The sequence below is a fragment of the Myxococcus sp. XM-1-1-1 genome, from assembly GCF_020037095.1.
GTDB lineage: Bacteria > Myxococcota > Myxococcia > Myxococcales > Myxococcaceae > Myxococcus > Myxococcus fulvus.
In genome coordinates this window covers 1-22,284 of sequence record NZ_JAIQDH010000019.1, presented here as the reverse complement: position 1 = coordinate 22,284, position 22,284 = coordinate 1, and the positions used below count along the sequence as shown (strand labels likewise).

20 protein-coding genes are annotated in these 22,284 nt (G+C 69.0%); 5 read left to right on the top strand and 15 right to left on the bottom strand.

From position 1 onward, the window contains the following. Positions 1 to 57 precede the first annotated feature (57 nt). Positions 58 to 594 (bottom strand): hypothetical protein, encoded by a 537-nt coding sequence (locus tag K8640_RS30165; RefSeq protein WP_223750231.1) that lies wholly within the window; start codon positions 592 to 594, stop codon positions 58 to 60. Positions 595 to 901: 307 nt separating this feature from the next. Continuing rightward, the gene (locus K8640_RS30160; RefSeq protein WP_223750230.1) at positions 902 to 2,590 is read right to left on the bottom strand and encodes a serine hydrolase; all 1,689 of its coding nucleotides are present in this window, start codon (positions 2,588 to 2,590) and stop codon (positions 902 to 904) included. A gap of 289 nt (positions 2,591 to 2,879) precedes the next feature. Here K8640_RS30160 and K8640_RS30155 point away from each other — a divergent pair, with 289 nt between their 5' ends. After that, complete coding sequence (locus K8640_RS30155) at positions 2,880 to 4,172, top strand: general secretion pathway protein GspE (protein WP_223750229.1); 1,293 nt, start codon at positions 2,880 to 2,882, stop codon at positions 4,170 to 4,172. Positions 4,173 to 4,185: 13 nt separating this feature from the next. Here K8640_RS30155 and K8640_RS30150 read toward each other — a convergent pair whose 3' ends face one another. The 8 genes from K8640_RS30150 to K8640_RS30115 form a co-directional block, all read right to left on the bottom strand. Then, positions 4,186 to 5,601: a DUF3526 domain-containing protein gene (locus K8640_RS30150; RefSeq protein WP_223750228.1), complete on the bottom strand. Its 1,416-nt coding sequence runs from the start codon at positions 5,599 to 5,601 to the stop codon at positions 4,186 to 4,188. A gap of 17 nt (positions 5,602 to 5,618) precedes the next feature. Continuing rightward, the gene (locus K8640_RS30145; RefSeq protein ID WP_223750227.1) at positions 5,619 to 7,046 is read right to left on the bottom strand and encodes a DUF3526 domain-containing protein; all 1,428 of its coding nucleotides are present in this window, start codon (positions 7,044 to 7,046) and stop codon (positions 5,619 to 5,621) included. A 10-nt stretch (positions 7,047 to 7,056) separates the two neighbouring features. Then, positions 7,057 to 7,761 carry an ABC transporter ATP-binding protein gene (locus tag K8640_RS30140; protein ID WP_223750226.1) on the bottom strand — a complete coding sequence of 235 codons (705 nt, stop codon included), beginning with the start codon at positions 7,759 to 7,761 and terminating at the stop codon, positions 7,057 to 7,059. 145 nt (positions 7,762 to 7,906) lie between these two features. Then, positions 7,907 to 9,418, bottom strand: coding sequence for a peroxidase family protein (locus tag K8640_RS30135; RefSeq protein ID WP_223750225.1), 1,512 nt, complete (start codon positions 9,416 to 9,418; stop codon positions 7,907 to 7,909). A gap of 31 nt (positions 9,419 to 9,449) precedes the next feature. After that, complete coding sequence (locus K8640_RS30130) at positions 9,450 to 9,983, bottom strand: AidA/PixA family protein (protein ID WP_223750224.1); 534 nt, start codon at positions 9,981 to 9,983, stop codon at positions 9,450 to 9,452. 63 nt (positions 9,984 to 10,046) lie between these two features. Beyond that, positions 10,047 to 10,580: an AidA/PixA family protein gene (locus K8640_RS30125; protein WP_223750223.1), complete on the bottom strand. Its 534-nt coding sequence runs from the start codon at positions 10,578 to 10,580 to the stop codon at positions 10,047 to 10,049. 32 nt (positions 10,581 to 10,612) lie between these two features. Beyond that, positions 10,613 to 11,791: an FAD-dependent oxidoreductase gene (locus K8640_RS30120; RefSeq protein ID WP_223750222.1), complete on the bottom strand. Its 1,179-nt coding sequence runs from the start codon at positions 11,789 to 11,791 to the stop codon at positions 10,613 to 10,615. Between the two features lie 39 nt (positions 11,792 to 11,830). Continuing rightward, positions 11,831 to 13,594, bottom strand: a complete 1,764-nt coding sequence (locus K8640_RS30115; RefSeq protein WP_223750221.1) for an FAD-dependent oxidoreductase — start codon at positions 13,592 to 13,594, stop codon at positions 11,831 to 11,833. Positions 13,595 to 13,930: 336 nt separating this feature from the next. Here K8640_RS30115 and K8640_RS30110 point away from each other — a divergent pair, with 336 nt between their 5' ends. Next, on the top strand, positions 13,931 to 14,290 hold the full coding sequence (locus K8640_RS30110) for a DUF1428 domain-containing protein (RefSeq protein WP_223750220.1): 360 nt from the start codon (positions 13,931 to 13,933) through the stop codon (positions 14,288 to 14,290). 22 nt (positions 14,291 to 14,312) lie between these two features. Here K8640_RS30110 and K8640_RS30105 read toward each other — a convergent pair whose 3' ends face one another. Next, a complete protein-coding gene (locus K8640_RS30105; protein ID WP_223750219.1) occupies positions 14,313 to 14,801 on the bottom strand; it encodes a PQQ-binding-like beta-propeller repeat protein in 489 nt (162 codons plus the stop codon). Positions 14,802 to 14,823: 22 nt separating this feature from the next. Then, complete coding sequence (locus K8640_RS30100) at positions 14,824 to 15,750, bottom strand: zinc metalloprotease (protein ID WP_223750218.1); 927 nt, start codon at positions 15,748 to 15,750, stop codon at positions 14,824 to 14,826. Positions 15,751 to 15,832: 82 nt separating this feature from the next. Between K8640_RS30100 and K8640_RS30095 the strand changes: the two genes are divergently transcribed. Then, entirely contained in the window at positions 15,833 to 17,131 is a 1,299-nt protein-coding gene (locus tag K8640_RS30095) for a hypothetical protein (RefSeq protein WP_223750217.1), read from the top strand. Positions 17,132 to 17,152: 21 nt separating this feature from the next. Here the strand turns inward: K8640_RS30095 and K8640_RS30090 are convergent, their stop codons facing one another. Further along, the gene (locus K8640_RS30090) at positions 17,153 to 18,424 is read right to left on the bottom strand and encodes an MFS transporter (RefSeq protein WP_223750216.1); all 1,272 of its coding nucleotides are present in this window, start codon (positions 18,422 to 18,424) and stop codon (positions 17,153 to 17,155) included. A gap of 105 nt (positions 18,425 to 18,529) precedes the next feature. On the opposite strand from K8640_RS30090, the gene K8640_RS30085 reads away from it, so the two are divergent. Further along, complete coding sequence (locus K8640_RS30085; RefSeq protein WP_223750215.1) at positions 18,530 to 19,504, top strand: LysR family transcriptional regulator; 975 nt, start codon at positions 18,530 to 18,532, stop codon at positions 19,502 to 19,504. Between the two features lie 234 nt (positions 19,505 to 19,738). After that, positions 19,739 to 20,068, top strand: a complete 330-nt coding sequence (locus tag K8640_RS30080; protein WP_223750214.1) for a YgdI/YgdR family lipoprotein — start codon at positions 19,739 to 19,741, stop codon at positions 20,066 to 20,068. Positions 20,069 to 20,146: 78 nt separating this feature from the next. On the opposite strand, the gene K8640_RS30075 is transcribed toward K8640_RS30080, so the two are convergent. Further along, positions 20,147 to 21,046, bottom strand: coding sequence for a nucleoside hydrolase (locus K8640_RS30075; RefSeq protein WP_223750213.1), 900 nt, complete (start codon positions 21,044 to 21,046; stop codon positions 20,147 to 20,149). 169 nt (positions 21,047 to 21,215) lie between these two features. Beyond that, entirely contained in the window at positions 21,216 to 21,878 is a 663-nt protein-coding gene (locus K8640_RS30070) for a hypothetical protein (RefSeq protein ID WP_223750212.1), read from the bottom strand. Between the last annotated feature and the right edge of the window lie 406 nt (positions 21,879 to 22,284).

Genomic DNA, 22,284 nt, shown 5'->3' with positions numbered 1-22,284 from the left:
CAGCTCACGCACGGGCCCCTCCGCGACTTCAATCCGAGCCGAGGAGGTCCTCGCGCCTCAGTAGATGCACTGGAGTCCGAGGTTCAGCACGAACGGGACCCCCGTGTTGGCGTAGAGGTTCATCGTGCCCGTGGTGTAGCCGAAGTACTGGCAGACCCGGTTGACGGACGAGCGCAACTGCCACCACGAGGTGAACGGCGGGTTCATGCCGCTGAGGAACGGGAACCGGGGGTCATCGGTGTCGACTCCGCGAGGCGCCACGTGGGTGCTCGGAATGCAGACCAATCCCATCAGGTCCGCCGACGTATTCTGGAAGCCCGTGAAGAACCCCGTGTTGTAGACGGAGCCACACTCCCTGTCGGCGATGGCGCCCGCGTTGTACGCCGCCTGCGAATCGAGCGAGGTGGAGCTGCCCTGCCACAGGGCCCACGCCCGCGCATCGGAGCCAGGGAGGTCCTGCCAGGTCACCATGTCGGACGTGAAGCAATGGATGCCCATCAACTCACCCGACTGCTCTCCGGTATACATGCCTCGCGCATAGCCATAGTGGGCACACACCCGCTCGGCGCTGCGATTCGCGTAGGCCCAGCCCACGTCGTTACGATTCGTGATGGGATATCCCCCCGCGCTTCTGTCGGCGGCCGTCGTGTCGAAGAAGACAATCCCTGCGAGAGCAGGGGCCGAGACCAGTGCGACGATGGCGGCTGCAAGGGATGTCACGAGCTTGGAAATTCGCACGGCTCCAAACATTCTCTCTCTCCTGGAAGGAACATCGGCGGAGGTCGCCGAGAGAGATACGAAGCCCTGGTGAATCCTGGTCATCGTCGGCTGTGCATTTCCCGGGGAAGCCAGCAGCGCGCTGTACGATTCCCATGCAATCAAATACATGCCGCGCGACGCGTCAGCGAGGACCGGGAGCGCCCTGCGACACGCGTTCGGCACGGAAGCGACGCAGGCGCCGGCTGCTCACCAACATTCCATCGACGCCGCCTGACGCCCCCTTCGTGAAGGACACCGCGCCGAACGAGCTCACGAAGCGGTTGCCCCCCACGGGCTCGAGCAGGAGGTCGTCGCGACGGAACCAGCTCAGCGCCAGCTTCCCGTCGACGAGCCGCACCGTGTACGTCATGTCCACCTCGTCGCTGCGGTACTGCCCGACCAGGGCCTCCAGCTCGCCCACCGTGGGCATCGGCTCGCGCACCCGGACGAACTCTCGCGTCGTCGGCCAGAAGTCCTGGATGCCCAGCACGGGCGCCCCCGGCGCCGCCGACGCGTTGAAGCGCCACATCCCGGGCGTCGGCTCGGCCGGTAGGAACGCCCCCTGGCCGATGGGAGTCAGCGCCGCGGTGGCGCCCACCTCGCGCAGCGCGCCGTCCTTCACCTCCAGCCGCACCACCTCGTCCGTCTGGGGGCTCCAGTAGTTGCCGGCCAGCGCCGCCAGCTCCTCCGCGGGCACCACCACGGCGGGCGGAGTCGTGTCCTTCAGGAGGTTGCCCAGGTACACCTCGGCCACCTTCCGCGCGAGCACCGTCGGGTCGATCTTCCCGTCGTTGCACAACACGGTGATGGCCAGCTTCTGCTCGGGGAAGAGGATGCTCTCCGTGCGGAAGCCCGCCACGTACCCATCATGGGTCACCGTGCGCAGGCCCCGATACGCCCCCAGCCGCAGCCCGCCGCCGTAGCCCGTCTCCCGGCCGTCGTTCAATCGACCCGAGGTCTGGAGCAGGTCCCGCAGCGCCGTCCCACCCAGGCGGCCATCGAGCAGGTTCTGCTGCCACGTCAGCAGGTCGTTCACCGACGAGTACACCGCGCTCGTGCCGTTGTACCCGAGGTCCGCCGAGCTCAACCGCCACCCCCCTTCCGCGCGGGGCATGTACCCTGTCACGCGCTGGGGGATGGGCGGCGCCAGGTCATCCCGGAACGAGGTGTCCACCATGCCGAGCGGCTTGAAGATGCGCTCGTCGGCGAACGCCCGCAGCGACTTGCCGGACACGCGCCGCACGATGATGCCCAGCAGCGAGTACGCGGCATTGCCATAGAGAACCTCCTCGCCCGCAGCGAAGTTCACCCCGCGCTGCCGCGACTGGACCCAGAGGACATCCTCCTCGGTGTACAGGTCCTCGCCGCGCCATCCCGCCAGGGAGAGCAGCTGCCCCTGTTCGCGCAGCCCGTTGATGTGGTGCATCAGGTGCGCGACGGTGATGCGCTTGCCGTGGTCGGGCAGCTCCGGCACGTGCTTGCGCACATCATCATCCAGCGACAGCTTCCCCTCCTGCGCCAACAAGCCGATGGAGAACGCGACGAACTGCTTGGTGATGGACGCCAGGTTGAACGAGGAGCGAGGCGTGAGCGGCACACCGAACTCCAGGTTCGCCAGGCCATGGCCCTTCACGTAGTCGCGCACGCCGTCGCGCGAGACGCCCACGCCACAACCGGGCGACGCCTTGCCACGCCAGGTGGCGAAGAGCGCATCGATGCGGGCGTGACGCTGGGCCCGCGTCTCTCGCACCGATTGGGCGCGGGCAACGGGAACCACCAGACCCCACGAGACGAGGGCCACCCACAGCAGGAGGGAACGGGAAGGTCGCATGCGCGGAGGATTCCGGAACCCGCTCCCCCATGTGCCGCACATCTGCGAAGCGCCGCCCGGCATCGGTGAGCGCCTCGATTCCGGCGGTGGACGACGCCCCTTGGAGGCGAGTCCCCTCGGCCCCGCCCAGGTGCCTCCCGGTCCGCAGCCCATAAGCGCGCGGAATCATAGGAAGCCTCTCGGGTGAGACCTGAGTCACGATTCAGGAAGGCCGCCTCCCCCGGCGGTCCGACGACAAGACCTTCTCCGAGGTGGACGGGACGAGGGATGCCGTCCTTGAATCCGCCGCATGACGCGGAGACTCGGCGAGCGGCTGGTGCTGGAAGGCGTGTTGACGCCGGAGCTGTTGTCGCGAGCGCTCGCGCATCAACAGGAGACGGGCCAGAAGCTGGGTGAATGCCTGGTGCGGCTGGGCGTGGACGAGACGCCGGTGCTGAGGCTGCTGGCGCAGACGCTCTCGACGCGCTTCGTCTCCACCGAGAAGCTGAGCCTGGCGAAGGTGGACCCCGCCCTGCTGGAGAAGGTCCCCGTGCGCCTGGCGGAGGGCTTCGACTTCATGCCCCTGCGACTGGCGCAAGGCGTTCTCTACGTGGCCATCGCGGAGCCGCAGCGCCAGCGCGCGCTGGAGGAGATTGTCCGCACCGTGGGCGTCACGCAGGTGCTGCCCTTCATCGCGGTGCGCAGGTCCATCCGCGCGGCCATCCGCAAGCACTACTACGCGGTGGCGGACGCCTTCGAGCACCCGCCGGAGGACGAGGCCTGCCCCCACTGCGGCGCGCCCACGCTCCCCAAGGACTTCCAGTGCCCCCGCTGTGAGCTGCTGCTGGTGCGCCACGTCGAGGACCTGCCGCCCCGCGACAACGTCTCCCTCGTCCGCGCGCTCCTGACGCAGCCCGAGCGACAGGGCACCTCGGGCACCCCGCGCGCTCCGCAGTCGGAGACCACGCGGGTGGCGCCGTTCGACGCGGCCCAGGAGGGCTCACAGGCCCGGCCGTTCCTCGTGGGCGGCCTGAGCGTGACGAACCTGCGGCTCAGCCCCTTCGAGGCGTATGTGCTCTCCCTCGTCGACGGGCACACGTCGCTGTCGGATCTGTCGCTCATCACCCAGCTCGCGGAGGTGGAGCTGCGCGCGCTCTTCGCATCGCTGGGCGAGCGGGGCGTCACCCGGCTCTACGAGCCCCCCGCGCCGACAGCCCGCGCGGCCTCCGTCCCGGCCGAGCCGACGCCTCCGCCCGTCCCACAGGCGACGCAGGCCGGACGCGCGGTGCCCAAGCCCTTCGTCGAAGACGCCAACGAGGATGTCCTCCAGCGCGTCATCCGGTTGGAGCAGGCGGGCCGGTGGGCGGAGGCCATCGAGCTGCTGGAGCGAGGCATCGGCCTGCTCCCCCACCCCGCGCCGCTCTACAACCGCCTGGGGATGATTCTGCTGAACCACCACCGGGACTACGAGCGCGCCACGACCCTGTTCCAGAAGGCCTCCGACCTGGCGCCGGAGAACAACCTCTACACGATGAACCTGTACTCGGTGATGTGCCTGCGCGCGGACGCCACCAACGCGGGCCAGCACAAGGCGCGACGCTGAAGCGCCCCTTCGCTCACGACAACCGGGGACGGCCCAGCCACAGCAGCCCCAACCCCAGGGCCAGCAACGTGGGCCACGCCAGCGCGAGGAACCCCAGCGCCACCCGCGGGACGACGTCGGCACCGGGCTGTTCGACATAGGCGAAGCGCGGCAGTCGCGCATGGTCCGCCGCGCCCAGCGTGTCGCCCGCGAAGACTCGCGGCAACAGGGCCTCGCGCCACGAGGCGTGGAAGCGGTCCACCTGCCGCAGGAAGTGCACGTGCCGTGCTCCACCAGTCCCCGCCACATCCTGGAGCGCCTGCTGGAAGGCCAGCGCGGGGGACACGAAGCGCAGCAGCTCCAGCGCCGACTGCTGCGCGTCCAACTGCGACTGGAAGGCCGCGACCACGGGGGCGGTGGCCCGGGCCGCCTCATCCTGCACCGCCAGCGCGGTGGGCCAGTAGCCCTCCGTCCGGGTCCCCTTCGGCGCCAGCTCCGGATGGTCCTCGAAGTAGGCGGACAGCACTTCGCTTCCCCGCCGCTGCGCATCCAGCGAGGCGTCGCGGGTCGCCCCCACCAACGCCACGCGCGAGGGCACCGGGTACAGCGCGCTCACGCCGAGCTGCGCCGCCGCGGGCACCACCACCACGAGCAGCAACCACACCCCCACCAGCACCAGCGCATTGGTGGCGGAGCTCAAGGCCCGCGCGTTCACCGCCAGCGCCAGACAGAACCAGAACGCCCCATAGCCCACCACCAACGCCAGCCACCCCAGGAGCCTCGGCAGCCCGCCACCGCCTCCCGTCAGCACATGCCCCGCGAGCCCCGCGAGCACGCACAGGCCCAGGAGCACCGCCGCGCGAACGGCGAGCCTGCGCAGCGCCCAGCCCCGAAGCCCCGTGGCCTGCACCAGCACCAACCGGAGCGTGCCGTCCTCGCGCTCCCGGGACACCAGGTCGAACGAGAACGCGAGCGCGAACAAGGGCAGCAGGTAGAGCAGCACGAACGACACATCCAGCGTCCCGGTGGCCAGGTGCGCCGGGTGCTCCAGCGTCTCGCGCGCGAAGTCCGTGAGGCGGCCCTGCAGTGACACCTGGTAGGACGACGGCAGCAGGTCCATCTGCCCCACCGTGAAGACGCTCAGCGGCCCCGGAGGCAGGAGCGCCTCGGGCTGGACGAGGAAGTTGCCCACCGGCACCGGCATCGTGGGGCTCTTCCAGGCGGGGGGCGCGGTCCCCTGCCCCTGACGCAGCGCCTCGGCCTGGGCCGCGAGCTGGTCGCGTCGCTGGGCCTCCTGTGCGAGCAGCGCCTGTTGATGCGCGCGCAGGTCCTGGGTGAAGCGCCAGCCGTTGTAGAGCCCCAACGCCATCAGCCCGAGCAGGAGCGCGGCGGCGAAGAGGAGCATCCGGTCCTTGCGAAGCAGGAACCACTCGTGTCGGAGCAGGGACATGTTCATGAGCTCGTGCCTCACAGCGCGCTCAGGCGTGCGCCGGCGCGCAGGGCGAACGCCGTGGTCCACGACAACCAGAGCCCGAGCAACAAGAGCCCCGGAACCTGGGACGAAAGCGCATCCGTCAGTCGCTCCGCCTCCAGGCGCAGCTCCGGCACCTGCCGCCACAAGGACGCATCCGCCTTGTAGTTGGCGTCGCCGTGCTTCGAGCGGAACGCGACGTCATCGTTCATCCGCTTCACCAGCGCCTGCCGGTAGTCCTCCGCCTGCTCGGTGAAGCGCAGGTGCGCGGACAGGTCCGTGCGCGCGAGCGACGCGGACACCTGCCGGAGCGCGAGCATGGGCGACAGCGGCGCGAAGGCGCGGTGCAGCCGCTCCTGGGACGCATATCGCTCCCGCAGCTCCCCGAAGCGCACCGCCGCCACCTTGCTGCTGTACTCCTCGCCCGCCTGGAGCGCGATGCCCCGGAAGTTCACGGGGAGCGCCTCCACCGAGTCCACCCCGTAGCGCGCCAGCGTCTCGCGCTCCAACGCCACCTGCCGCGCGTCCGCCGAGTCATGTCCGCTCAGCCCCTTCTCGTAGTCCTCCGCAAGCCTGCGCGCGAAGTCCTGCGCCGTCGGCACCGGCGCCCACGTCCGGGCCGCGTCCGCCGCGAGCCGGGGCACCAGCAGCGCGTTGAGCATCCACACCGCCAGCAGCACCACCAGCGCGCCGCGCGACGTGCGCGCCCACGCGCTCACCGCCAGCCCCAGGAACACGAAGCCCGCCAGGTACAGCCCATACCCCAGCGACAACACCAACAGGCGCCCCAGCAGGTCTCCCCACGAGGCATCCAGGCCGCCGCCCAGCCCCACCACCAGGCCCAGGCCCACGACGACGAGCGGCACCAGCAGCGCCGCCAGCGCCAGCCCCACGCCCAGCGCCTTGCCCAGCACGAGCTGGTGACGCCGCACGCCGGTGCTCAACAACAGGCGGAGGGTGCCCTGCTCCCGCTCGGCCGTGAAGGCGGAGTAGGTCAACAGGATGATGAGCAGCGGCAGGAGGAGCTGGAGCACTCCGGCGCCGGTGAGCTCTCCGAAGCGGGCCACGGCGGTGGCGTCCGTCGCGGGGCGGTGCTGGGTGAGGTTGCGCTTGTGCGCCTCCAGGTAGACGGCCACGCCCAGGTACGGCTCCACGCCCCGGTCGAACGCGGCCAGGACCGACTCGGGCTTGAAGGCCCAGACGCCGTAGTGCGCCGCCGAGTGGGGGTTCTTCTCCCCCTGCTCCAGCCAGTGCTGACGCGTCAGTCGCGCGCCCGCCTCGCGCTCGGCACGCGACTCGCGCACGTGCAGCGCGCCCATCGCCAGCCCCACGACGGCCAGCAGCCCCACCAACATCCCCGCGGTCCGGAAGCGCCCGTCCCGCGACAGCTCCACCCATTCCTTGCGTGCGATGGCCCGAATCATTCGTGCGTCCTCAGCCCCGCATGTGCGTCAGGTACAGCTGCTCCAGCTCCGCGTGCCCCAATTCCCGCGTGGCGCGCGTCTCCACCAGCCGACCCGACTTCATGATGCCCACGCGCGTGCCGGACTCCTTCGCGCGGAACAGGTCATGCGTCGCCATCAGCACCGCCATCCCCTCGCCGCTCAAGCGCAGGAGCAACTCCGACAGCTCGTTGGAGGCCAGCGGGTCCAGGCCCGACGTCGGCTCGTCCAGGAGCAACGCCTTCGCCCCCTTGGCCAGCGCGATGGCGATACCCACCTTCTGCCGCATGCCCTTGGAATAGCGCCCCACGGGCACGTCCATCGCCCCCGGCTGCAGCCCCGCGCGGGCGAGCCAGTCCGTGGACTCCAGCGTGGACAGCGCCGGCCGTCCCGCCAGCGTGTTGAAGTAGGCCAGGTTCTCCCGCCCCGTCAGCCGGGGGTAGAGCATCACCAGCTCCGGCACGTAGGCGAGCAGCCCGCGCACCTGGGCCTCGTGGTGACGCACCTCCAGCCCCGCGACGCGCGCCTCCCCGCCCGTGGGCTCGATGAAGCCCAGGAAGAGGTTCAGCGTCGTCGTCTTGCCCGCGCCGTTCGCCCCCAGCAGGCAGAACACCTCACCCGCCTGGATGGACAGGTCCAGCCCCTCGAGCGCCAGATGCGCGCCGTAGCGCTTGGACAGGTTCCTCGCTTCAAGCATGGAGACTCCCATAACGGAGTCACCCGCAATATCGCAACTTGATTGCATCTACAAATCGATACACATCCCGTGTGCTTCCGGGGACACTCCGGGCCGCATGGGACGGAACACGAGGTCCCATGCGGCCCGCCTTGAGCAGCGCGGCTCAGGACTTCTTGTACGCGTCCGCGATGCGCAGCAGGTCCGCGATGGTGAAGTCCCCGCCCGAGCCGTAGGTGGGCTTCCAGCCCTTGTTCTGGAGGAAGGACGTGGGGTCGTTGAGCAGGACGCTGAAGAACGTCTCCCCGACGATGCGTCCGCCCACCGGCCCGAGGAAGCGACCCTGGTTGGCGAGGTTCGCCTCCTTGAGGATGTAGTACCAGAGCGGCGCCACCGTGCTCCCCCACCCCTGCGGCAGGCCGAGCTGCGAGTTGGCGTAGCGGGTCGTCCCCAGCGCGTCGGCGACCGTCTGGCCGGCCGGCAGGGTGAACTCGTTCTGGCGCAGCAGGTTGCGCCCCGCGAGCGACAGGTACAGCGGGTCCGGCTTGCCCTGATACTGCGGATGGTCGAAGCCCGGGATGAGGGCCTCCGGCAGGTTCAACAGCTCCGAGGCCAGGTACGTGTCGAACAGCTTGGCGCCCTGCGGGGTGACGCCGGAGCCCAGGTTGAAGAAGTTCTTCCAGTCCACGCGCTTCTCGGGGCTGAGGAACGTCCCGGGCTGGTGCAGGTCGAAGATCTGCACGTTCGAGTAGCTCGAGTTGACGGTGTACGTCTCCCGAATCGTCGCGTGCCCCATGCGGTAGGCGGCGGCGGAGAACTCGATGGGAATCTGCTGGAGGTTGGGCGGGAAGTACTGCGGCCCCTGGTTCACCAGCTTGCCGTAGAGCTCGTCGCCGACGAAGCGGCGCACGAAGTCATGGTAGACAATCCATTGGTAGTGCCAGCGCACCCGCTTCGAGGCCTCGGTGAAGAGCGCGCCCCCGGAGAACGAGCCCGACAGGTCCTTGACCACCTGGTTGTGGAACTTGATGAAGGCCAGGTGCAGCTGATTGACGAACATGTTGTCGTCGTTGCGCGGGTCTCCGATGATGGCCGTGCCCTGGACGTTGCGCAGCACGTCCCCGTCCGGGTTGTCCTGCCGCCCGAACAGCAGCGTGGCGCCGTCCTTCGCGTCGAACAGGAAGGCGTCCTGCACCGGCCCCCGGCCGTAGATGTTGCCCAGGTCCAACGTCGGGGTGATGGCGTCCCGCGTCTGGTTCGGCTGGGTGCCCCGGCTGTTGATGTCCGAGAACACGTCGAACGTCAGGTCATGGTCCAGGAACTGGCCCAGGAACGTGTAGCCCGCGGGGATGGTGGGGTTGTCCTGCGGCACGCTCGGGCCCAGCCGGTCATCGTCCATGGGCCCGCCCGGCAGCGTGAGGGCGCGGAGGTCCTCCACGTTGAAGACGGAGGGACGCAGGTCCGGGAACATGCGGAAGAAGTCGGAGACGACGGGGCCGTTGTCGCCGGTGAGGGACTGCGCGGACTTGCTGGAGACAGCCGGGCCCACGACGCCGTGGGGGCGCACCAGGTTGCCGGACGGCGCCTTGGACAACATGGCCGCCCCGGTGCCCCGGTGGAACGGACAGCCGCTGCCCGGGAGCGCGGCCGTGACGCGCGGGGGAATCTTGTCACTCATGACGAATCTCCTGTGTGTCGAGCGGCGTGGCTCAGGTGGTGATGGTGATGTACGGGTCCCACGAGTACGTCCCCACCTTGTTGCCCTGGTTGTCCGTCACCTGGACGTAGAGCTGGTAGGTCACCTTCTGGTCCGTCAGCGACGCGGTGGGCTGCAGCGCGGTGGACTGGAAATAGAAGTCCACGTAGGGCTGGGTGTTGTAGCCATCCACCTGTCCCCCCGCGACCTCGGGGACCGGCACCTTGATATGGGACACCAGGGGCTGGGGCGGAGAGATGCACTGGGCATTGCCGGAGACGCGCATCTTGTAGAGCACCGCCGAGTACTGGGTGTTGAGCGTCAGCGACGCCATCCGCCAGCGCAGCGTGTCGCTGGTCTTCGCGGCGACGGTCAGCTCGGGAATCGCCTCCATGCCCACCGCGTCGTCCTTGCGCACCAGCATGTACACACAGTCCGAGATGGGCACCCCCGGCTCGTCCGCGGAGCCATTGGGGCCATGCACCTTCAGCACCTTGTCCACATCCACCACGGTGAGAACATCGATGAAGCCATCATCCTGCGCCATGACGCACCTGTTCCTTCCAGTTCGAGTCGAGACAAATCCAGACATCCACCCGCGCGCCGCGCGTCAGGCGGTGATGGTGATCTTCGGGTCCCAGGAGAAGTAGCTCAGGATGTTCCCGTCGTTGTTCGCCAGGGCGAACGTGAAGGTGTAGACCACGGGCGTCGTCGTCGGGTTCACCGCCGTCGCCTGGAAGTAGGCATCCTTGTACGTCTGCTTCGAGTCCACCGTGACCTGGGTGCCGTGCACCGACGGCAGGGGCACCGTCACCGTGGGCTCGATGAGGAAGGGCGGCGTGATGCAGCCCTCTCCCCGGAGGATGTCACACCCGTTGAGCGCGACGCTGAAGCGCGTGTTGCCCGTCAGCGAGGTGATTCGCCACCGGATGTTGTTGTTGGTGTTGACGACGATGTTCAGGTCATCCGTGGCCTGCCCCGACAGCATCTCGTCGTAGCGGATGAACATGTAGACGTACGGGGTGGGCTCCCCCAGGTCCACGGGGTGGTTGGAGTCCGTGCTGAACTTCCCCTGGTAGTCCAGGTAGAGGTTCTCCGCGTCCACGACAATCAAGACATTGGCGGTGTTCTCGGTATCTGCCATGACGACCTCTGGGTGCTTTCGGGGTGGAGTGCTCAGCGGGGCCGGAGGATTCCGGGCCGCTGGATGGAGAAGGGCTGGATGTGGGTGCGGGTGACGCCCGTGAGCGCGAGCTCCGACAGGATTCGGCCGAGCAGCGGCGCGAACTTGAACGCCTGCCCCGTGTCACCGGTGAACAGCAGCACGTCCGGGTGCCCGGGGAGGACATCCAGCACGAAGTTCAGGTCGGGCGTCATCGTGTAGAGACAGCCCACCGGGTCCACCGCCAGGGACTGCAGCCCCCGGAAGTGCTCGCGCATGAAGGTGTTGAGCAGGTCCACCATGCGCGGGTCCGCCTGGGGTGGCGAGGTGGGCGGCAGCGGGGACTTCAGGAAGGTGAAGTCGGTGCCCACCTTGATGCGGCCGGGCGTCAACAGCGGCGGCAGCCCGTAGTAGGTCGTCGTGTCGTCCCCGGGGAACTTCGGCGCGCCGAAGTAGAACCAGAGCGGATACGTGTACTGGGACGGGGACACCTCGAAATAGGCATACGTCATGCTCCAGATTTCGAGCGCGAGCTGGATGTTCAGGCTGTCGAGCACGCCGTTGGTCCACGCGGACGGCACCAGGATGAGCTTCTTGCCGGTGTACGTCCCCTGCGCGGTGGTGACGGTGACCTGGCCGGGCGCGTCCTGGATGCGGCTGACCGTCCGGCGCGGAATCATGTCCACGCCCCGCTCGCGGCACTGGTCGGCGAGCGCGCGGAGCGCCCGGTCCGCCGCGATGACACCCGCCTGGGGCTGCACCAGGCCCACCACGTCGTCGCTCAGGCCCTGGAGCACGGAAAAGCGCTCCGGGAAGTCCGCCGCGGTGAGGCGCTGGAAGGGCAGGCCCTGCTCCTCCAGGACGGCCTCGGAGTCCTTCAAGTCCCCTTCGGGCGTGTCCACGCCGCTGGGCGGGCCGAAGAACAGGAGCGAGGTGTCGTTGAGGATGCCGTTCAGGCCGCTGTCCGACTCCAGCTCCCGCCAGAGCGGATAGGCGGACTGCGCGAGCAGGGACAGGTGCGGGTCCGAGTACATCACCCGGAAGAAGCGCGACTCGCCCTTCGAGGAGAAGAAGTCGTTGTCGAAGTCGAACTGGTCCAACAGCAGGACCTTCTTGCCGGCCTTCGAGCACCACCAGGCCGCGGACAGACCGATGGCGCCCGCGCCCACGACGACCACGTCATAGGAGTCCATGTCTTCGTCTGCTTTCGTTTCGAAGGAGGGTGTCTGTCGTTACCAGCCGAGGTAGTACTGGCTGTCCAACCAGGCGGGCCACGCGAGCCCGAAGTGCGCCTGGAGCATCTTCTCCGCCTCGCAGAAGGCGCCCTCCACCCAGCCCTGCTGGTCCGAGTAGGCCTCGCCGCAGATGTGGAGGTGCTCGTCCGGGTCCGGCCGGCGCATGAAGGGCATCACGTCCCGCACGCTCACCCCGGCGCGCCACGCGTGATAGCCGCCGCCATAGGGGTCCTCCGTCCAGTTGCGGAAGTAGGAGACGTACGGCTGGGGGACGGGGTTCGCGGGCCCGTGCAGCTCCTGGAGCTGGCTCACGGCCTCCGCCACCATCACCGCCGGGGCCTGCAGGTCCTCCACCTGGGCCAGCGCCTCGCGTGAGGCCAGGGCCGTGGGCCGGGGCTTGAAGCGCTCGAGCCGCTGGTGGGGCGAGTCCATCAGCGCGGACCAGAAGGGCGTGGTCCGCATGTCGTTGTAGCTGGCGAGCAGGATGGAGTGGCTGTTCACAGGGTCGGTGCCGAAGTAGTAGCACTGCCGCATGGGCAGGTCGGTGATGGACTCGCCCGCCACGGCCTGGAACTCCTGGTTCCACCAGGGGGACTCGAAGCCCATCAGCAGCTTGAAGGACGGCTCGGAGATGACGGCGTCCAGGTTCTTGCGCACCTGCGCGCTCACCTGGGGCCTGGTGAAGAACCGGTCCGCGCCAATCAGCTCCAGCGCGCGGCGGGGCATCGCGAGCACCACGGCATTGGCATACACCGTCCACGACTTGCCGCTCGGGACGTTGTTCAGGGTGAGGACATACCGGTACGGGCTGCCCTCCGGCGCGGCGGTGAGCGCCGTCAGGCCGTTCTGTCCCCAGAGGTGGGCGCGCTTGCCGCTCGGGTCCTGGGCGACGAAGCGCTGGGCGAGCGTGTTGCCCAGCTGGTCATAGCCGCCGTTCAGCGTCTGGTATTCCACGCTCGCCAGGGAGAAGTCGCCCACGAGGTACGGAAAGGCCTCCGCGGCGTTCCAGTTGATGGTGTTGGAGTAGTAGCCGCCGGCCACGGCCAGGAACTCGTAGGCCTCCTGGCCCACCTGGTCCTTGAGGAGGTTCCAGAAGCCCAGATCATTGACCTTCTTGCCCTGGTAGGGCCCCGGCTTGCGGTAGGTCAGGTTGGGTTTGATGTCGTCCCAGTCCCGGGCGGTGAGCTCGAAGGAGTAGTCGTAGGGAGGGGTGAACTTCACCTGGCTCGCGTAGCGCTCCTGGAACCAGGGGTCTGCCATGAGGACGTCGTAGATGACCTTGTTGAAGAGCTGGTCCGAGTCGAAGCCCACCACGTCGTCGGGCAGGAAGTAGCGCGTCTTGAACGTGCGGCGGTCCGCCTGGGCGTTCGCCCACTCGTCGGCCTTGAAGCGCTGGCCGCGCAGGTAGCGGTAGTGGTTCTTGTCGTCGCCCAGGGGGAAGTCCTGGGGCGTCAGCTCCTGGGAGAAGACCTCCGAGATGAGCGAGTTGACGATGACATGCGATTGCAGATAGCGCATGCCGCCAATCTCCGCAGCCAGGGAGACGCCGGGCAGGAAGACCGACTCGATGCGGCCGCCCAATCGCTCGCTCAATTCGAAGACGTGCACCGAGGATGGGCGCGTGCCGCCCTCCGCGAGGTCGCCGACGAGCAGCCGCCAGCCCGTGTAGAGCCCGGAGACGCCCGCACCGATGATGGCGACGTCGAGCTGGAGCCCGTCGTCCATTCCCGGGTCCATCGGGGGTGGATTCACTCGCGACATGTCTGCCTCTCAGGGGATGGGGCACCGCGCCCTATTTCAGGGAATTCCAGTGCAATCCCTGCACCACCAATTTCACGACTGCCTTTCGTCTGCCTTCAAGGACTTGCGGCGCGGCGGGGGCAGGCATTGACGTGTCAGGCTTCAGCCGCCTCGGGCGGACGACGCAGGGCGCTGACACGTCATGGACGGCGCGGACACGTCAACGCCCGGAGAGCCCCTGACGAGGAAAATTCCGGGCTGGACGTGATTGGGGGGCCGTGTCGATCTTCCCAGCGGATATTCGTCGCCGATTTGAAGGCGCCTTTTCGGCACCCTCTCGCACCTGGAGGAGCTCCCATGTCCTACATCGATGGTTTCGTCATCGCCGTGCCGACCGCGAACAAGGAGAAGTTCATCGACCACGCCCGCAAGGGCGACCCCGTCTTCATGAAGTACGGGGCCCTGCGCGTGCTCGAGTGTTGGGGGGACGACGTGCCGAGCGGCAAGCTCACCGACTTCCGCCGGGCCGTGCAGGCCAAGGATGACGAGACGGTGGTCTTCTCCTGGGTCGAGTGGCCCGACAAGGCCACGCGCGACGCCGGCATGGCGAAGATGATGGAAGACCCCGACATGAGCCCGGAGAAGAACCCGATGCCGTTCGACGGCGCGCGGATGATCTACGGCGGCTTCGCGCCGGTGGTCGAGCTGAAGAAGTAGCCAGGTCGAAAGCGCCGGGGGCTCAGGTCAAGAGCCGCCCCCGCGCGCCCTCGACGACCAGCTGCAGCAGGGGCGAATGCAGCCCGCCGCCGCCATGCTCGCTGACGCGGCTCCACTGGGGCTCGCCGGAGTCCGCGTCGAACGCCGTCAGGGTCTCCCGGTGCGAGACGATGACCTGCCCCTGCTCGACGAGCATCGTTCCGCCGGCGAACGTCGACGACTGCTCGGAGTCCACGCGCTGGGCCCAGAGCAGGCGCCCGCTCCCGGCGTCGAGCGCGTGGACCTCCAGGAAGACCCTCTTCGTGAACGTCCCCTCGGCCCCGCCGGAGAACACGAACACGCGCCCCTCGCGCAGCTCCGCGTACGTCGGCCGGGGCCGCACGCCCGGCACCGACTTGCCGGGCACGGCGAAGGTCCACACCGTGTCGCCGCTGGCGCGCTCATACGCCGCGACGAGTCCGTTGAAGGCCGTGATGAGCAGGGAGCCGGGTGCTGGCGAGGTGTCGTTCATGCCACGCCGGGATACCACAACCCTATTGCGCCAGCGTGGAGCGGTACGAGGCCAGGGTGCACCGCATGCGCTGCACCTGCTCCGCGGTGAAGCCCGTCATGCACGCGTCATCCGTCAGCTCCATGTAGTTCTGCACCGGGACGGGCGCGCCCCCACAGCTGGTGAGCCCCACGGGGCAGCCCTTGTGGGACGTGACGTTGGGCGCCGTGTCACAGATGCGGTCGCCCGTGGTGTAGCAAGCCGGCGCCGTGGCGATGCCGCAGCCCTCGTAGTACGTGTGGAACAGGCCCAGGTAGTGGCCCACCTCGTGCGTGACGGTCCTGCCCTGGTGGTACGGCACCACCGGCCCCACGCGGCCGAAGGCCAGCCAGTTGATGACCACCCGGTCCTGCGGCTGCCCCACCGCGCCCGAGGGGTCCGCGGGGAGGAACGGCACATACCCGCGCGAGCCGCCCGCGCTGTTCGTGTAGAGGTTCAGGTAGCGCGTCGGGTCCCACGCAATGGTGTTCCAGTAGCTGCCCTGGTCCTGGTACCAGGTCGTGTTGCAATAGCGCTGGATGCCCGTCGTCGGGTTGCCCGCAGGGTCCTCGGTGGCGAGGAAGAACTCCAGCTTGCTGTCCACGCCCGCGGCCCCCGGCGTCCCTGTCAGCGCGCGGAAGTCCTCATTGAGGACCGTGATTTGACTGTGCACCAGCGCGTCCGAGATGTTGCCGTTCGCGCACGCCGCATCCGAGATGAGGTGCACCACCACCGGGATGCGCCGCACCGTGGTGGGCTGCCACAGCGGCCCGGGCACGGTCTGCGCCAGGGAGCAATCCGAGGGCGTGAAGCTGGCCACGCGCAGCGCGGCCGCAGGCTCGGGCGCGACACAGCGGTCCGCGTGCAACGAGAAGACATCCGAGGAGAACAGCGCCAGGACGGAGGACACGAGGGCATGGGCTGGGAGCATGGGCCTCACGCTACCGAGCCACGCTGACGCCTTCCAGGTGGCCGGGGTGGGCGCATGGGGGGTGGAATGGTAGGAAGAAGGAATGGCTCGCGCTCGTCCCACATCGCCCCGCTGCCCTCGGTGCAACGCGCCGTTCACCCTGGTCGCCGAGCAGGTGTTGTACACCTGTCACTACTGCAACGCGTCCATCGATACGCGGGGAGAGCAGGCTCCGCGTCCGCTCTATCAAGCTCCGTCAGCGACGGGTCCCAACAGGTTGCCGCTCGTCCTGGGCGCGGGGATTGCCGTCATGCTGCTGGGCTCCGCGGCGGGCTTCTTCGCCATGGCGTCCTCGAGCGACTCCTACACGCCCCCGCCCGCGCGCGCCGAGCCACCCCCACCGCCCCCCGCCGCGCAGGTGCCGCCCTCGCCGCCCCCGAAGCCGAGGTTCGCGTGGGACATGGACAACACCCCCACGGTGACGGACGTCAACGGGGACGGCACGGACGACATCATCGGGACCATTCGTCGCGGCACCTCGTTCGACCGCTATTCCACGGCCGCCTTCGACGGGAAGACGCTCGAGCCCCTCTGGGAGGTGCCCATCGAAGGCGCGGCCCCCACGGACCTCGCGTCCCGCGAGCGCTACATCCGGCAGGGACCTCGGCTGGTGCGACGGGAGGCCATGGCGGTGAGCCTGCTGGAGCTGGCCACTGGCAAGGTGGTGGGGCGCGTGGCGCTGTCGGACAAGCCCGACAAGCTCTGCATCCCCCAGGGGGACACCTCCTCCGTGTGGGTCTCGGTGATGGACCAGCAGAACATCCTGCTCGACACGACGACGGCGACCGCGCGCCCCGCCTCCCAGACTCCGCCCAACTGTCAGCCCCCCGAGCGCGGCCGCTACGACTGCTCCCCCGCCATCCACCGGAAGACCCATCTGCCGTGCTCGCTCGCCCTCAAGGCCCCGCCCATCCCGGGCTTCCGAGGGCAATATCGCTACACGGCGCATGGGCTCGACGTGGTGCTGGGCGCCCGGAACCCGGGGACGCGCGTCCCCATGGCGGCGGTGTTCGAGAAGGGCGCGAAGGAGCCCCTGTGGCACGGCGCCATCGCCGACATGGACATCGAGCAGGTCTTGGAGACCACGCCGGAGGCCCTCGACATCTCCGAGGACGCCCTCTTCGTGGCCTACCGGCTGAGGGCCGGCGGCATGCACCTGGTCCGCCGGGACGTGAGGACGGGGGCCGTCGTCTGGGACGTGCCCATCCCCCGCTCCAAGGACGGCTCGCTCGTCACCAGCTTTCGCAAGCAGGGGGACCGGCTCTACGTGCCCCACTGGATGTGGCTGGATGTCTTCGACGCGAAGACGGGCAACGTGATTGGCACCCTCGGCACCTGGTAGCCGAGGGCGCCTTTCTGGGACTCAGCGAGCCGCCGGCCACAGGCGCACCACCAGGGCCGCCAGCGCGGACACGGTCGCAAGCAACGTCACCGCGCCCCAGCCCCACCCGGCCAGCACGAGGCTGCCGCTCACCGCGCCCAGCGACATGCCGATGAACACGCAGACGAACAGCACCGCGTTGAGCCGGCTGCGCGCGGCCGGGTCGATGCCGAACACCATCGTCTGATGCGCCACCAGCGTCATCTGCACGCCCAGGTCGAAGCCAATCGCGCTGGCGCCGAACAACCACAGCCGCGCATCCGGCTGGAGCCACGGTGAGGCGAACATCGCGGCGAACGCCACGGCCGTCAGCCCCGCGCCCAGCCGCGTGACGAGCTCGGGCCCGAAGCGGTCCGACACGCGCCCGGCGATGGGCGCGCCCAGGGCCCCCGCCGCGCCCGCCAGGCCGAAGGCGCCCGCCGCCGCGCTGCCCAGGTGGAACGGCGCGCCATGCAGCATCACCGCGAGCGTGGACCAGAACGCGCTGAAGCCCACCGAGAGCAGCCCCTGGGCCAGCGCGGCCCGGCGCAGCGCCCCGTGCTTGCGCCACAGGCCCACGAGCGAGCCGAGCAGCGCGCCGTAGGACAGCGTGCTCGTCGGACGGAAGGCCGGCAGCCCGCGCCACACCACGGCGCCAATCACCACCACGCTGCCCGCGGCCATCACGTACATGGCGCGCCAGCCGAGTTGCTCGGCCACCACGCCGCTGACGACGCGCGAGAGCAGGATGCCGAGCAGCAGGCCCGTCATCACCGTCCCGACGACACCGCCGCGCTCCTTCTCGGGGGCCAGGGTGGCCGCGGCGGGCACGATGTCCTGCGCCACCGTCGCCGTGAGCCCCACCACGAAGCTCACCACCAGCAGCGGACCGATGGCGGGCGCCAGGCCGCTGAGCAGCAGCGCCACCGCGAGCAGGCCGACCTTGATGAGGATGATGCGGCGCCGGTCGAAGCGGTCCCCCAGCGGCGTCAGCAGCAGGATGCCCAGCGCGTAGCCCAGCTGGGTGAGCGTGGGCAAGAGTCCCACCGCCGTGTCCGAGGCGCCGATGGAGGAGCCCATCACCCCCAGCATCGGCTGGCTGTAGTAGAGCGAGGCCACCGAGAACCCGGCGCTCGCCGCCAAAAGCAGGCGCAGCCCCCTCGACATCGAGCCCGAGTCTCCGGGGCCCACCAGGGCGAGCCGAGGCGCGCGGGCCTCGTCCGAGGGCAGCGCGCCTCTTCCGGCGGGTTCATGTACAGCGCGAATGAAGGACATGACGTTCACCTGGGTTGCTGCGAGTCGAGGTGAAGGTGTCCCAGAGCGGCGGTCCACGGTAGTAGCGGGGTCCGCACAGCGGATATACGCTCCACGTATAACGCCATGCCCCGCCCCCCCAAGTCCGCTCGGCCGCGTGCCCTCCCGAAGCCGCCGCCCACCACCGCCGACCGGCTCGAGCTGATGCAGACCTTCCTGCGCATCGTCGACGCCGGGAGCCTGTCCTCGGCCGCCGCGCAGCTCGGCACCACGCAGCCGACGGTGAGCCGTCGCCTCCAGGCGCTGGAGCGCTCGCTCGGCCTGCGGCTGCTGCAGCGCTCCACCCACGCGATGAAGCTCACCGAGGACGGCGCGCGCTGCTACGAGCGGGCGAAGGAGCTGCTCGCCAACTGGGAGATGTTCGAGGCCGACCTGCGCGGCGCGAGCGACGAGCCGGAGGGCACGCTGCGCGTCGTCGTCCCCCACGCCTTCGGCCAGCAGCTCCTGGTGGAGCCGCTGACGGAGTACCTGCACCGGCACCCGCGCGTCAGCGTCGAGTGGCTGCTGCACGACCGCGCGGTGGACTTCATCGCGGACGGCATCGACTGCGCGATTCACGTCGGCGAGGTGAAGGACCCCAGCGTGGTGGCCATCCGCGTGGCGGAGGTGCCGCGCATCGTCGCCGCCGCGCCCTCGGTGCTGACGGGGCGCTCCCGGCCCACCCACCCCGACGAGCTGGCGCGACTGCCCTGGCTGTCGCTGCGCACCTTCTATCGCAACGAGCTGTCATTGACCCACGTGGCCACGGGTGAGGCCCAGCCCATCGTCTTCCAGCCGCGCCTGAGCACCGACAGTCTTTACGCATTGAGGAGCGCGGCGCTGAAGGGGCTCGGCATCTGCGTGGCCTCGGCGTGGGTGCTGCACGAGGACATCGTGAAGGGCCGGCTCGTCCACCTGGTGCCGGAGTGGCAGGCCTCCGCCCTGCCCATGTACCTGCTCTACCCCGCCGCGCGGTTCCATCCCGCGAGGCTGCGCAAGTTCGTGGCCCTGATGCGCGAGCTGATTCCCACGGCGCTCGCCGTGGCCACGCGCAAGCAGTGAGACCTCGCGAAACACAGACATCGCCTCCCCGCAGGTAGCCCCCGCAGACAGCGGGGCCCCGCCCGAGTTCCCCGGCACATCTCACCAGAATGCCACAGCCCGATTGTCTGATGCCCGCCGTTCGGGCCGACGCGTTTGTGTTCATCTATTTCGTGCCTTAGACATGGAGTGCTGGATTTATCCGAGAGTCCGGCGGCGCCCGCTGGCGTCTCACGTCCAAAGAAAGGCATGACCATGAAGAAGCTGCTCCTGGGAATGTTCCTGGCAACACTGTCGCTCGTCGGCTGTGGCACCGAAGAGGCGAACCTGCCGGAGACCGGACAGGTGATGACCACGGAGGATGGCCGCGAGCTGGTCATCGAGCAGCGGTCGGCCGAGCCCGGGGAGGAGGCGCCGGATGTCGATGCCGCCAACGTGAGTGTGGACGAGGACAGTCTCGCCTGCTGGGTGGTGCTCAACTATTGCCGGCACCCGGATACGGGGCGGCCGCATTGCACGGCCACCGGCTGCACCATCGCCCAGGCCATCAAGCATTGTCAGGCGCTCATCAGGAAGACCTGCTGAGCCTTCACCGCGGCAGACGCATGGGACCTCTCGGCCGTGGCCGAGAGGTCCGAAGGTGACAACGAATGGCACGGGGCTTCAGCGTGGAGCGGGCGGCTGGTCGAGTCCCACGAAGGTCCGGAAGAAGCGCTCGGGGTCCATGGCCACCGAGATGAAGGTCCGGGTGCCTTGTGCCAGCTCGGAGCCCCACTCCCCGCGCTCGCGCACCACCTCCACCTGTGCCCAGGTGACGATTCCGGGGTCGATGGCCGCGCACGCGGCGAGGGGGTCGTGCAGGAGCTTGCCTTCGGGCCGCTGCGCCAGGTAGCGCTCCATGGCTTCGAAGATGAGCGCCAGCCCGGGCGTCGCGGAGGCGTGGGGCTTCATGCGCTCGTGGAAGGCGCCGTCGTAGGCCACGCCATGGGTGACGTTCTTGGACACCAGCTCTCGGCGACCCACCCGGTCCGAGGACAGGGCCAGCAGCGCGCCCTTGGGGTCTCCGTTGAAGTTGAAGGTCGGGCAGGTGCGCAGGCCCACGAACTTGGGCAGCCGGTGCTCCGGAGGGACCACGTTGTCGCCCGCGAAGCCGCCCTGCGCCACCCACCGATGCAGGTGGACGTCCGGGTGGTGCTCCAGGAGCAGCCGCAGGTTCTGGAGCGGTGCGCCCGTCAACAGCGTCGCCTGGGGATACCGCCTGAGCGTGCGAGCCAGCACCTCGTGCGCCAGGGCATCCGGCGCGGCGGGAGCCAGCGGTCCCAGCCACTTCGTGTGGAAGGCGGAGAGGCTCTCCTTCTGTGATTCCGGATTGCGCGCGCCCACGGGCACGTCTCCCCGGCCAGCCCGCGCGAGCAGGTGCCTCACCATTCCCACCTGGGCGAGCGTGCCCGGCGTCACGGTCACCGCCCGCAGGGTGACGGCGGGGTGCGTGGCCAACAGGCAGAGGGTGAGCGCGTCGTCGGGGTCGCTCGTCTCCATGTCGAAGAGGATGTCAAAGGCCATGAGTGACTCCGGGGCGTGACGTCCTCGTCGAAGCACGTCGGTGACGGGCGGCGGGGACGACGGATGAGGGGCTCACCCGTGCGTCGCGCCTGACGCACTGCTGGACGAGGTCCTGAACGGCTCGGGGCGGATTCGCGGCGAGCAGGACCTGGCTTCTGGCGACAGGCGTCTAGAGGATGGCCCTGACGAAGAGGGACGCGACCCACACGGCCCAGAGGAGCGAGAGGGCGAGCAGGACGGCGGCGATCGGGCGGACCCACGTCGGCGTCGGCGATTTGTCACGCCAGGGCAGGAGCATCAGGTAGCCGCCCGCCAGGGAGGGGATGGGGAGCAGGTTCAGGGACGCCATCCGCGCGCTCATGATGCCCCAGGCCCGGACCAGCTCTCCTTCACGGAGCAGGCCGACGAAGCGCTCCACGCGGCCCGGCAGCGCGGAGAGGTTGAACACGGCGGGGAAGCCCTCGGTGAATTGATGGAAGCCCTCCGCGGGCCCCAGGCACGCCATGGCGACGCCAATCTGCACGTACCAGGGCACCGCCAGGGCCAGTGCATGCAGCGGGGGTGGCAGCTTGAGCAGCCGGCTCCTGAGCGGCTCCGTGGAGCCTTCCTCGGCTTCTGGCACGAACGACGCGGAGCTGCCCAGGGTGATGGGATGCAGACTCCAGCCGATGCCCGCCATGCGCCACGCCACCAACTGGGGCCCATAGCCGATGCGAACCACGAGGGGCCGAGCCCCGAGAGCGCTCGCCACCACCGCCTGCGCCAACGCCCACATCACGTTGACCGCGAGGAACAGCACCCACAGCCAGAAGAAGAGGGCGACCCTGTCCATGGGCGGAACTCTATCTTCTTCCCACGGGAAAGACCCCGGGTCGGTCCGGACGCCCGGTGCGCCCTGTCTCGATGACGCAACAGGGCACGACTCATGAGCGTGTGTCTTTAGCAATCGATTGTGACTGGAATCCCGGCGCCAGGAGGCGCCAACACCCAAGAGCGCCTCCCGGCCGCTGCTCACATCCCAGGCTCAGTATCTGAACGAGACCACTCCGCTGCAGCTCGTGCTGCCATAACAACCCGCGACGATGGTGTATGACCCCGAGGACAGAAGCCTCAGCGAGATGCTCGACGCCGTCCCACACACCCCGCCGAAGTCATCATTCCCCTAAACCAACGATCTCGATTCTCGCACGACGTCAGGAGGCGCGCCTGAGGTCGGCTCGCCGCAGGGATGGACAGGC

What these genes read in the sequence shown, in the direction of transcription:
- K8640_RS30160 (WP_223750230.1), bottom strand. Translation starts at nt 2,590, where the DNA reads ATGCGACCTTCCCGTTCCCTCCTGCTGTGGGTGGCCCTCGTCTCGTGG.
- K8640_RS30155 (WP_223750229.1), top strand. Translation starts at nt 2,880, where the DNA reads ATGACGCGGAGACTCGGCGAGCGGCTGGTGCTGGAAGGCGTGTTGACG.
- K8640_RS30150 (WP_223750228.1), bottom strand. Translation starts at nt 5,601, where the DNA reads ATGTCCCTGCTCCGACACGAGTGGTTCCTGCTTCGCAAGGACCGGATG.
- K8640_RS30145 (WP_223750227.1), bottom strand. Translation starts at nt 7,046, where the DNA reads ATGATTCGGGCCATCGCACGCAAGGAATGGGTGGAGCTGTCGCGGGAC.
- K8640_RS30140 (WP_223750226.1), bottom strand. Translation starts at nt 7,761, where the DNA reads ATGCTTGAAGCGAGGAACCTGTCCAAGCGCTACGGCGCGCATCTGGCG.
- K8640_RS30135 (WP_223750225.1), bottom strand. Translation starts at nt 9,418, where the DNA reads ATGAGTGACAAGATTCCCCCGCGCGTCACGGCCGCGCTCCCGGGCAGC.
- K8640_RS30130 (WP_223750224.1), bottom strand. Translation starts at nt 9,983, where the DNA reads ATGGCGCAGGATGATGGCTTCATCGATGTTCTCACCGTGGTGGATGTG.
- K8640_RS30125 (WP_223750223.1), bottom strand. Translation starts at nt 10,580, where the DNA reads ATGGCAGATACCGAGAACACCGCCAATGTCTTGATTGTCGTGGACGCG.
- K8640_RS30120 (WP_223750222.1), bottom strand. Translation starts at nt 11,791, where the DNA reads ATGGACTCCTATGACGTGGTCGTCGTGGGCGCGGGCGCCATCGGTCTG.
- K8640_RS30115 (WP_223750221.1), bottom strand. Translation starts at nt 13,594, where the DNA reads ATGTCGCGAGTGAATCCACCCCCGATGGACCCGGGAATGGACGACGGG.
- K8640_RS30110 (WP_223750220.1), top strand. Translation starts at nt 13,931, where the DNA reads ATGTCCTACATCGATGGTTTCGTCATCGCCGTGCCGACCGCGAACAAG.
- K8640_RS30105 (WP_223750219.1), bottom strand. Translation starts at nt 14,801, where the DNA reads ATGAACGACACCTCGCCAGCACCCGGCTCCCTGCTCATCACGGCCTTC.
- K8640_RS30100 (WP_223750218.1), bottom strand. Translation starts at nt 15,750, where the DNA reads ATGCTCCCAGCCCATGCCCTCGTGTCCTCCGTCCTGGCGCTGTTCTCC.
- K8640_RS30095 (WP_223750217.1), top strand. Translation starts at nt 15,833, where the DNA reads ATGGCTCGCGCTCGTCCCACATCGCCCCGCTGCCCTCGGTGCAACGCG.
- K8640_RS30090 (WP_223750216.1), bottom strand. Translation starts at nt 18,424, where the DNA reads ATGTCCTTCATTCGCGCTGTACATGAACCCGCCGGAAGAGGCGCGCTG.
- K8640_RS30085 (WP_223750215.1), top strand. Translation starts at nt 18,530, where the DNA reads ATGCCCCGCCCCCCCAAGTCCGCTCGGCCGCGTGCCCTCCCGAAGCCG.
- K8640_RS30080 (WP_223750214.1), top strand. Translation starts at nt 19,739, where the DNA reads ATGAAGAAGCTGCTCCTGGGAATGTTCCTGGCAACACTGTCGCTCGTC.
- K8640_RS30075 (WP_223750213.1), bottom strand. Translation starts at nt 21,046, where the DNA reads ATGGCCTTTGACATCCTCTTCGACATGGAGACGAGCGACCCCGACGAC.
- K8640_RS30070 (WP_223750212.1), bottom strand. Translation starts at nt 21,878, where the DNA reads ATGGACAGGGTCGCCCTCTTCTTCTGGCTGTGGGTGCTGTTCCTCGCG.